The sequence below is a fragment of the Streptomyces sp. NPDC096205 genome (genome assembly GCF_044763135.1).
Taxonomy (GTDB): Bacteria; Actinomycetota; Actinomycetes; order Streptomycetales; family Streptomycetaceae; genus Streptomyces.
This window is the reverse complement of the sequence record NZ_JBIWFS010000001.1, coordinates 1,425,834-1,435,916: the sequence shown is the minus strand read 5'-3', so window position 1 is coordinate 1,435,916 and position 10,083 is coordinate 1,425,834. Positions and strand designations below refer to the sequence as shown.

The 10,083-nt window shown below is 71.4% G+C and carries 8 protein-coding genes; 3 read left to right on the top strand and 5 right to left on the bottom strand.

All coding sequences use genetic code 11. From position 1 onward, the window contains the following. Positions 1–163 precede the first annotated feature (163 nt). Complete coding sequence (locus tag ACIQ6Y_RS06030) at positions 164–394, bottom strand: hypothetical protein (protein ID WP_399650806.1); 231 nt, start codon at positions 392–394, stop codon at positions 164–166. 438 nt (positions 395–832) lie between these two features. Between ACIQ6Y_RS06030 and ACIQ6Y_RS06025 the strand changes: the two genes are divergently transcribed. The 3 genes from ACIQ6Y_RS06025 to ACIQ6Y_RS06015 all read left to right on the top strand — a co-directional run bounded on the left by ACIQ6Y_RS06025 (position 833) and on the right by ACIQ6Y_RS06015 (position 5,186). Next, positions 833–2,956 carry a type IIA DNA topoisomerase subunit B gene (locus ACIQ6Y_RS06025; RefSeq protein ID WP_404033487.1) on the top strand — a complete coding sequence of 708 codons (2,124 nt, stop codon included), beginning with the start codon at positions 833–835 and terminating at the stop codon, positions 2,954–2,956. Between the two features lie 89 nt (positions 2,957–3,045). Then, entirely contained in the window at positions 3,046–3,597 is a 552-nt protein-coding gene (locus ACIQ6Y_RS06020; protein WP_404033485.1) for a DUF485 domain-containing protein, read from the top strand. Further along, the gene (locus ACIQ6Y_RS06015; protein ID WP_404033483.1) at positions 3,594–5,186 is read left to right on the top strand and encodes a cation acetate symporter; all 1,593 of its coding nucleotides are present in this window, start codon (positions 3,594–3,596) and stop codon (positions 5,184–5,186) included. Before ACIQ6Y_RS06020 ends, ACIQ6Y_RS06015 begins: the two co-directional genes overlap by 4 nt. A gap of 18 nt (positions 5,187–5,204) precedes the next feature. On the opposite strand, the gene ACIQ6Y_RS06010 is transcribed toward ACIQ6Y_RS06015, so the two are convergent. The 4 genes from ACIQ6Y_RS06010 to ACIQ6Y_RS05995 all read right to left on the bottom strand — a co-directional run bounded on the left by ACIQ6Y_RS06010 (position 5,205) and on the right by ACIQ6Y_RS05995 (position 9,998). Continuing rightward, positions 5,205–5,885 (bottom strand): response regulator, encoded by a 681-nt coding sequence (locus tag ACIQ6Y_RS06010; RefSeq protein WP_404033481.1) that lies wholly within the window; start codon positions 5,883–5,885, stop codon positions 5,205–5,207. Beyond that, complete coding sequence (locus tag ACIQ6Y_RS06005; RefSeq protein ID WP_404033479.1) at positions 5,882–7,555, bottom strand: ATP-binding protein; 1,674 nt, start codon at positions 7,553–7,555, stop codon at positions 5,882–5,884. Before ACIQ6Y_RS06005 ends, ACIQ6Y_RS06010 begins: the two co-directional genes overlap by 4 nt. Before the next feature lie 118 nt (positions 7,556–7,673). Continuing rightward, positions 7,674–8,615, bottom strand: coding sequence for a sucrase ferredoxin (locus tag ACIQ6Y_RS06000; RefSeq protein ID WP_404033477.1), 942 nt, complete (start codon positions 8,613–8,615; stop codon positions 7,674–7,676). Between the two features lie 126 nt (positions 8,616–8,741). Further along, positions 8,742–9,998, bottom strand: a complete 1,257-nt coding sequence (locus ACIQ6Y_RS05995) for a citrate synthase (RefSeq protein WP_404033475.1) — start codon at positions 9,996–9,998, stop codon at positions 8,742–8,744. Between the last annotated feature and the right edge of the window lie 85 nt (positions 9,999–10,083).

Sequence of the window (10,083 nt, the reverse complement as noted above, 5' to 3'; positions counted from 1 at the left end):
TGGGTCGTGCTGTCGCTGGTGGGCGATGTGTTGGTGGGGTTGTATCTCACGTTCGATTTCTTTGCCGAGGCGGAGAGGGTGGGGGGGGTGGAGGGGGGGGGGCCGGGGCCCCCCCGCCCGTTCACCGGCCTGGCCGGTGCTGGCTCGTCGTGGACGCGAATGGTCAGTGCTCTTCTTCCGAGGCGGATGCCGGAGCGGCAGTGAGCCGCTCAGTCTCGTCCTGTATCTCAGCGGCGATCTTCTTGAGTTCCGGCTCGAACTTGCGACCGTGGTGGGCGCAGAAGAGCAGTTCTCCGCCGCTCAGCAGGACGACGCGCAGGTATGCCTGGGCGCCGCAGCGGTCGCAGCGATCAGCGGCCGTCAGCGGGCTCGCGGGGGTCAGAACAGTAGTCACGTCGCCTCTTCTCTAGCTCGACGAGCTGTCGTACCAGGGTCAACATCCAACCAGCCCGAAATCGTTCCCGCTCGGGGCTTTCTCTCGAAAAAATCTTCCGAGTGGCTGTCTGCTGCCGGTTGGCGGCGAATGTGCCGTATTGCGTGTCTCTGTGTCGTACGGGTTCGCGCTGTCTTCGGTTTCGGTCCCCCCGGCTGGGTTGCCGGTTGTTCATGAGGACGTGCCCGGAGCCTAAATGGTTCATGCCTGGAAGGGAACGTGATGTGCACTTCACCCCTTCGAGGGATCGAACACCTATGCGACCGTGGACTAGTCTGTCTTCCATGTGAGGGTGGCGTTACAACGGCTCTACCAGGCCTCGGTACCCTCTGAGCGGCGACCGAAGCCGTGCCCTTACCCAGAAGGGCCCCACCTGAAATTCAGCGAGGAGCGAACCGCGTGACCGCCGAGACGTCCGTGCCGTCCACAGCGCTGCTGGCAGGAGCAGACCGGGACGGTTCCAACTACACCGCGCGGCACCTGCTCGTCCTCGAGGGGCTCGAGGCCGTACGCAAGCGCCCGGGTATGTACATCGGATCCACCGACAGCCGCGGTCTCATGCACTGCCTGTGGGAGATCATCGACAACTCCGTGGACGAAGCCCTCGGTGGCTACTGCGACCACATCGAGGTGATCCTCCACGACGACGCCTCGGTCGAGGTGAGGGACAACGGCCGTGGCATCCCGGTCGACGTCGAGCCCAAGACCGGCATGTCCGGTGTCGAGGTCGTCATGACCAAGCTCCACGCCGGCGGCAAGTTCGGCGGCGGCTCCTACGCCGCCTCCGGCGGTCTGCACGGCGTCGGTGCCTCCGTGGTCAACGCCCTGTCCGCGCGGCTGGACATCGAGGTCGACCGCAGCGGCCACACCCACGCCATCAGCTTCCGCCGCGGCGTCCCGGGCGCCTTCGCGGCGAACGGCCCGGACGCCACGTTCGAGGCCAAGGGCGGACTGCGCAAGACCAAGAAGCTGCCCAGGACGCGTACCGGCACGCGCGTGCGCTACTGGGCCGACCGCCAGATCTTCCTCAAGGACGCCAAGCTCAATCTGGAGACGCTCCACCAGCGCGCCCGGCAGACCGCGTTCCTGGTGCCCGGCCTGACCATCGTCGTCCGCGACGAGTACGGCCTCGGCGAGGGCGGCAGCAAGGGCGAGGAGTCCTTCCGCTACGACGGCGGCATCAGCGAGTTCTGCGAGTACCTGGCGAGCGACAAGGCCATCTGCGATGTCCTCCGCTTCACCGGACAGGGCACCTTCAAGGAGACCGTCCCCGTCCTGGACGAGCACGGTCAGATGACGCCGACCGAGGTCACCCGCGAGCTCGGCGTCGATGTGGCGCTGCGCTGGGGGACCGGCTACGAGACGACCCTCAGGTCGTTCGTCAACATCATCGCCACGCCCAAGGGCGGCACCCATGTCGCCGGCTTCGAGCAGGCCGTCGCCAAGACGATGAACGAGGTGCTGCGCGCCAAGAAGCTGCTGCGCGTCGCCGAGGACGACGTCGTCAAGGACGACGCCCTGGAGGGCCTGACCGCAGTCGTCACCGTCCGGCTCGCCGAGCCGCAGTTCGAGGGGCAGACCAAGGAGGTGCTCGGCACCTCGGCGGCCCGCCGCATCGTGAACAACGTGATCTCCAAGGAGCTCAAGGCGTTCCTGACCGCCACCAAGCGCGATGCAGCGCAGCAGTCGCGCGTGGTGCTGGAGAAGGTCGTCGCCGCGGCCCGTACGCGGATCGCCGCCCGGCAGCACAAGGACGCCCAGCGCCGCAAGACGGCCCTGGAGTCCTCCTCGCTGCCCGCCAAGCTGGCCGACTGCCGCAGCGACGACGTCGACCGCAGCGAGCTGTTCATCGTCGAGGGAGACTCCGCGCTCGGCACGGCCAAGCTCGCCCGGAACTCCGAGTTCCAGGCGCTGCTGCCGATCCGCGGCAAGATCCTCAACGTCCAGAAGTCGTCCGTCACGGACATGCTGAAGAACGCCGAGTGCGGCGCGATCATCCAGGTCATAGGGGCCGGCTCGGGCCGCACCTTCGACATCGACGCCGCCCGCTACGGCAAGATCATCATGATGACCGACGCCGATGTGGACGGCTCCCACATCCGCTGTCTGCTGCTGACGCTGTTCCAGCGCTACATGCGGCCCATGGTCGAGGCCGGCCGGGTGTTCGCCGCCGTACCTCCGTTGCACCGGATCGAGCTGACCCAGCCCAAGAAGGGCCAGGACAAGTACGTGTACACGTACTCGGACCGTGAGCTGCGCGACAAGCTCATGGAGTTCCAGAGCAAGGGCATCCGGTACAAGGACTCGATCCAGCGCTACAAGGGTCTGGGCGAGATGGACGCCGACCAGCTGGCCGAGACCACCATGGATCCGCGCCACCGCACGCTGCGCCGGATCAACCTCTCCGACCTGGAGGCGGCCGAGCAGGTCTTCGACCTCCTCATGGGCAACGACGTGGCACCGCGCAAGGAGTTCATCTCCAGCTCGGCCGCGACGCTGGACCGTTCACGCATCGACGCCTGAGCGCGGCCCGCGCGGGCTCAGGTCACCTGAAGGGGTGAACAGCCCAAGGAAGAAGAGTGGGGATCTTCCCGTTCTGTCCATCCTTGGGCATGCACTCAACCCATGGTCGTCCCCGCGCGGGCGGGGACGGTCCCGCGACACCGGCGGACCGCCCCGGCGCTCGGCAGCACAAGGCCGCCGATCCGTCCGGCCCGGCGGGGTACGACGACCCCTGGTACGACGCGCTCGCCACGGGCTGGGGCGAGGCGGGTGAGACCGCCGGTGCCGTGCCCTCCGCGCGCGGGGACGGCCGGGACGGCGCCCTCGCCGCGGCGGACGTGTATCTGGAGGTCCAGCGCAGCGCGGCCTTCCAGGAGGTGCGCAGCCGGTACCGCAGGTTCGTGGTGCCGGCCGTCGTCGGCTTCCTCGTCTGGTACCTCGGGTACGTCGTCGCCGCCACCACCGCGCCCGGGGTGATGGCCCGGCCGGTCGTGGGCGCGGTGAACGTGGCGATGCTCGCCGGGCTCGGCCAGTTCCTCACGACCTTCGTCCTCACCTGGGCCTACGCCCGCCACGCCCGGCTGCGCCGGGACCGCGCGGCCCTCGAACTGCGCTGGGACACCCAGGAACTGGCCCGCGGTGTGCGAGGCGGTGGCCTGTGACGGACGATCACCAGACGCTGGCGCTGGTGCTGTTCAGCGCGTTCGTCGCCGTCACCCTGGGCATCACGACATGGGTGAGCCGCAACCGGCATGGCTCCGCAGAGGAGTTCTACGTCGGCGGACGGCTGTTCTCACCCATGGAGAATGGTTTTGCCATCGCGGGTGACTACATGTCGGCCGCCTCCTTCCTCGGCATCTCCGGTCTCATCGCGCTGTTCGGCTACGACGGGCTGCTGTACTCGGTCGGCTTCCTGGTCGCTTGGCTCGTGGTCCTGTTCCTGGTCGCCGAACTGGTACGCAACTGCGGCCGGTTCACCCTGGCCGACGTCGTCGCCGCGCGGATGCGTGAGCGACCGGTGCGGATCGCGGCGGGAACTTCCTCGGTGGTGGTGTCCGTTCTGTATCTGGTGGCGCAGATGGTGGGTGCGGGCAGCCTGGTCGCGCTGCTGCTGGGCGGTACGAGCGAGGCGGCGCAGTCCTGGACGGTCATCGGCGTCGGCGCGCTCATGGTGATCTATGTGTCGATGGGAGGGATGCGGGCCACCACCTGGATCCAGATCGTCAAGGCGGTCCTGCTCATGGGCGGGACGATCGCCCTGACCGTGCTCGTACTCGTGCGGTTCCACGGGGACTTCGACCATCTGCTGCGCAGCGCGGCCGAGCGCAGCGGGCACGGCGACCGGTTCCTGGCGCCCGGGCTGAGATACGGCGGGGACTGGACCGCCCGCTTCGACTTCATCAGCCTCGGCATCGCCCTGGTGCTGGGCACGGCCGGGCTGCCGCACATCCTGTCGCGGTTCTACACCGTGCCCACGGCGCGGGCCGCCCGGCGGTCGGTGGTGTGGTCGATCGGGCTCATCGGCGGCTTCTACCTGATGACCATCGTGCTGGGCTTCGGAGCGGCCGCGATCGTCGGCCCGGACGCCGTGCGTAGCTCGAACGCCGCGGGGAACACGGCCGTTCCGTTGCTGGCGCTCGATCTGGGCGGCGGCGCGGACTCCACCGGCGGAACGGTTCTGTTCGCGATCGTCGCCGCCATCGCCTTCGCCACGATCCTGGCGGTGGTCGCGGGGATCACGCTGGCCTCGTCCGCCTCCGTCGCCCACGACCTGTACGCGTCCCTGCGGCGCAGGCGCGCCGAGCCGCGCAGCGAGGTGGCCGTGGCGCGGATCGCCGCGGTCGGTATCGGTGTGGTCGCGATCGCGCTCGGCCTGCTGGCCCGGGAGCTGAACGTCGCGTTCCTGGTCGGCCTGGCCTTCGCCGTCGCGGCTTCCGCCAACCTGCCGGTGCTGCTCTACTCGCTCTTCTGGCGCGGCTTCACCACCCGTGGCGCCGTGTGGGCGGTCTACGGCGGGCTGGTGCCGGCCGTGCTGCTGGTGGTGTTCTCGCCGGTGGTGTCCGGCAGCCCCGACGCGCTGTTCCCGGGCGTCGACTTCCAGCTCTTCCCGCTGCAGAACCCCGGCATCCTGTCCATCCCGCTGGGCTTCCTGGCCGGGTGGCTCGGCACCGTGACCTCCACCGAGGAGGCGGACGAGGCCAAGCACGCGGAGACCGAGGTGCGGTCGCTCACCGGGGCCGGGGCGGCGTAGCGGCGCCTCGGGCGCGTCTCAGGGGCGCTTCGCCCAGACGTAGCGATGCTCGGGGCGGCCCGCGTCGCCGTACTTCAGCGTGAGCGTGGCGCGGCCCGTGCGCTCCAGGAGCTTCAGATAGCGCTGGGCGGTCTGCCGGCTCACCCCGGTGCGCTCGGCGATCTCCTGGGCCGACAGCGGGCCCTCGGCGTGCATCAGCGCCTGCCGCACCAGCTCTGCGGTCGTGGGGGAGTGGCCCTTGGGCAGGTCGGGCTCCGAAGGGGCGGACAGGGCGCCGAAGATCCGGTCGACCTCGGCCTGTTCGGCCTCGCCGCCGCCGTCCAGGGTCCGGCGCAACTGCGCGTACGCCTCCAGCTTGGTGCGCAGCCCCGCGAACGCGAACGGCTTGACCAGGTACTGCAACGCCCCCTGCCGCATGGCCTCCTGCACGGTGGAGACGTCCCGGGCCGCCGTCACCATGATCACGTCCGTACGGTGGCCACGGCGGCGCATCTCCCGGACGACCTCGAGCCCCGTCTCGTCCGGCAGGTAGTGATCCATGAGGACCAGGTCGAGGCCGGGCAGTTCCTCCAGCCTGCGCAGTGCCTCGGCGGCGCTGTGCGCCTCGCCCGCGACGTGGAAGCCCGGCACTTTGTCGACGTAAGCGGCGTTCACGCGCGCGACCATGACGTCGTCGTCCACGACCAGCACCTCGATCATCGCGACTCCTCGGGGACGTCGGTCTCGCCGGACGGCACGGTCACGGCCGCCTCCAGGGCGGGCTCGGTGAGCGCATCGGGCAGGACGACCGTGAACTCCGCGCCCCCGCCCGGAGCCTCGCCCACCGTCGCACTGCCGCCATGGCGCTCGGCCAGCCTGCGGACCAGGGACAGCCCGATGCCCCGCTCCCGGTGGGCGGGAGGCTCCTTGGTGGACCAGCCCTCGGTGAAGATCACCTCACGCTGCTCCGGCGGGATGCCCGGCCCTGTGTCCCGTACCTGGAGCACGACCGCGCGGGCTTCGGTGTGCAGCTCGATCTCCACGCGCGCGTGCGGGGTCCCGGCGACGGCGTCGAGGGCGTTGTCCACCAGATTGCCGACGATCGTGACCAGACCGCGGGGATCGACCAGCCGGTCCGGCAGCCGGGTGCGGTCGGACACCCACAGGGCCACCCCGCGCTCGGCGGCGACGGTCGCCTTGCCGACCAGGACGGCGGCCAGCAGCGGATCGTGGATGCGCTCGGTGACCTGCTCGGAGGTGGCCCGATGGTCGCCGACGACCTCGCCGACGAACTCCACGGCGTCGTCGTACATCTCCAGCTCCAGCAGGCCCAGCAGGGTGTGCATGCGGTTGGCGTGCTCGTGGTCCTGCGCGCGCAGCGCGTCGATCAGGCCCCGGGTCGAGTCCAGCTCACGGCCGAGCTGCTCCAGCTCGGTGCGGTCGCGCAGGGTGGCGACGGCGCCGCCGTCGTCGGTCGGCATCCGGTTGGCGACCAGCACCCGCGGGCCGCTGACCGTCAGCAGGTCGGTCCCGGTGACGCGCCCCGCCAGCACGTCGGCGGTGCGTCCCTCGCCGAGCGCCTCGTCGGGGGAGCGACCCACGGCCTCGTCGCCGATGCCGAGCAACCGCTGCGCCTCGTCGTTCAGCAGGCGGACGCGCCCGGAGCGGTCCAGGGCGACGACGCCCTCGCGGATGCCGTGCAGCATCGCCTCCCGCTCGGCCAGCAGGCCGGAGATGTCCGAGAACGCCAGGTCCCGTGTCTGCCGCTGCACCCGGCGGGCGATGAGCCAGGCCGCCAGCGCGCCGACCGCCAGGGCGCCTCCCGCGTAGGCGAACAGTCCGGGGATCGCATGGATCAGCCGGGCCCGCACGCTGTCGTAGGCGATGCCGACCGAGACCGCGCCGACGATGTCGCCCTCGCCGTCGCGCAACGGCACCTTGCCGCGCGCCGAGCGGCCCAGCGTGCCCTCGTCGATCTCCATGACCTCATGGCCGGCGAGCGCCTGGCTGGGGTCGGTGGAGACCCTCCGGCCGACCTCACGGGGCTCGGTGTGCGACCAGCGCACGCCGCGCCGGTCCATCACGACGATGTACTCGGCCCCCGTGGCCCGGCGGATGCGCTCCGCCTCCCGTTGGACCGGGCCGTCGACGGTCGCGGGCGTGCCGACGACGTCCTCGGCGATCTGCGGCTGTGCGGCGGTCGTCTGAGCGATGGCCAGGGCCCGGCGCATCGCCTGGTCGTCCAGCTGGTCGCTGAGCGGTGCGAGGAAGAGACCGGTCGCGAGCACCGCGACTCCCGCGGCGATCGCCACCTGCATGAGCAGCACCTGCGAGAACACCCGGCGGGGCAGGCCGAGCCGCAGGCGGCGTGCGGGGGGAGTGGGGCTCATACCATGACGGTACGTGGCCGGGCCCGGGCCGCCGCAATGGTGTGGGGTTGATCTCTTGATCAAGACTTCCTGACGAACGGCCCTGATCAACTGCTGATCAACCCATGATCAAGGGGCGTCAGCTCGCCAGCGCCGCCGTCGCCAGCTCGCGCACGGACACCACGTCCATCCGCGCGGGCGCCCCGAGGATCGAGGTCCCGCAGCTTTCGGGGCGGGGCGGCTGGGAGGCGCCCTGGGCGACGCTCACACGCCAGTGGCGGCCGTCCACGTGCGCGACGGTCACCTCCCAGCGGGGAGCCGCGCCGTCGGTCCGTACGACGGTGAGCACCTCGGCCGCGTCCTCGCCCACCGCCTCGCGCACGGCCAGCTCGGCCGCCTGCCCGGGCCGCTCCCAGGCGGAGGCACCCCGGCAGCCGTCCAGCACGATCCGGCCCTCCCGTACGCCGTGCAGGACCTCCCTGACGGTGTGGGCCTCGGCGCGCCCGTACGCGTACCCGTACGGCAGGACGAGCACGGTGGGCGAGAAGCGGTGACCACCCAGATGGGTGACCTCCCAGACGCCGCCGACCCCGGACGAGGCGAGTTCGGCCGCGAGCGGCCGGCCCAGCAGGGCGCAGCAGCGGTCGCGCTTGCCGTTGGTGCACACCAGGGCCAGCGGGCCGTCGGTGTGGGGGCGGCCCTCCAGGGCGGCGTCGAAGGAGCTGTGTTCTCCCCTGCCGAGGGCGGCGAAGTCGAGGCCGAGCAGCCGGTGCGGGTCGGTGACGGTGGCCTCGCGCAGCCAGACCCTGCCCGGCACGGTGTGCGACACGTACACCCGGCGTGCGGCGGGGAAGTGGCTGTCGGCGTGCCGTCCGGAGCGGCGGATGAGCGCGATGCGCACGCCCGTGCCCTTGGCGGCGGCCTCCAGGGCCCGGCCCAGGGCGGGGTCGAGATGGCTGGAGGTGAGCGCACGGGCACCCCACGGGCCCGGCTGTTCCAGCAGCAGCCAGGTCGTCGCCGGGGCCGCGGTCCCGGCGACGGGCTCGTCGAAGTCCCGCGAGACGGTCGCACACGCACTCACAGAGGTGAGCCTAACCTGAGTTGCCGCACCGTGACCTGTTGTCGCGTGTGTGTCCCGACGGGGGCCGGGTCAATTGTCCTGTTGCCGGAGTGACTGGTGCGGTTCGCCCGGCCTCCTCGGAGGCGCCTACTCGGGAAGCGGCTGCGGCGGTCTGGGCCCCCCGTACAGGCCGCTCGGCCGCATCCGCAGGGGCCGCTCGCCGTACTCCTCCAGTGCATGGGCGATCCAGCCCGCCGTACGGGCCACCGCGAAGATCGTCTCGCCGGCCGTCGCGGGCATCCCGGAGGACACGGTGAGCACCGCCAGAGCCAGGTCCACGTTGGCGTGCAGCGGGGTGTGCCGGGCGGTGGTCTCCACGACGTCCCGGGCGGCGGCGAGCGCCGGCTGGGCGTTCGGGATCTCCTCCAGGAGGGCGAACAGGGCACGCGCGCGTGGATCCTCGCCCGCGTAGAGCCGGTGGCCGAGGCCGGGGATGCGACGGCCCGCGCGCAGTTCGTCGGCGACCACAGGGGCGGCGTCGCCCTGGTCGAGCACCTCCAGCAGCATGCGGTGGGCCAGCCCGCTGGCCGCGCCGTGCAGCGGGCCCTCGATCACGCCCAGGCCCGCCGAGACCGCGGCATAGGCGTGCGCGCGGGCGGAGGCCGCCACGCGCACTGCGAGGGTCGAGGCGGCGAGGTCGTGGTCGGCCAGCAGGCCCAGCGCCGTGTCCAGGACGCGCAGTGACGCCTCGTCGGGCTGTCTGCCGCTCAGCCGCGGCCACAGACGCAGTGCCAGCGGGCCCTCGTCCTGGCGCGCGCCCCGCACCGGGGGCAGGGCGGCCACAAGCGTGGGGATGAGGGTGCGCGCGGTGCCGAGCACGGCCTCCTCGGACAGGTCGAACCGCAGCGGGTCGGCGGTGGCCGCGGCGATGGCGGCGACGCGCAGCCGGTCGGTGGGGCCCGCGTGCTCCGGCAGGGCGTCGACCGCGCGGCGGGCCACGGCCACCGAGGCCGCGGGCGCGGCGAAGGTGATCCCCGGGCGCAGCCGCCCGGTCCACAGCCACTCGGCGATCTCCTCGTAGGAGTGGCGCGCGGCGAGCTCGGCCGCGTCCACGCCCCGGAAGTAGTACCGGTCCTTCTCGATGAGCGTGATGCGGGTGCGCACGGACAGCTCACCGCCGGACGCCTGGGTCGCCGCGCTCTCCCGCCTGTTGCGGCGCGCGAGTGCCTCGACCTCCTCGGCGGCGAAGGTGCTGCCCCGGCCGCCCTGCGCGCGTCGGCTGCTGAGCTGCCCGCGGCTGACGTACGCGTACACGGTCTCGGGCTTCACGCCGAGGAGTTCGGCGGCCTCCTTGGTGCTCAGCCGTCGCTCCGCGGGGCCGGCACCGGATTGCTGATCACGCATGGGGGCCACCGTATCCAGATCCACGACAGATTGATTATGTATTGATTCAATCAATATTGACAGACTCTCAGTCAACCATGGACAG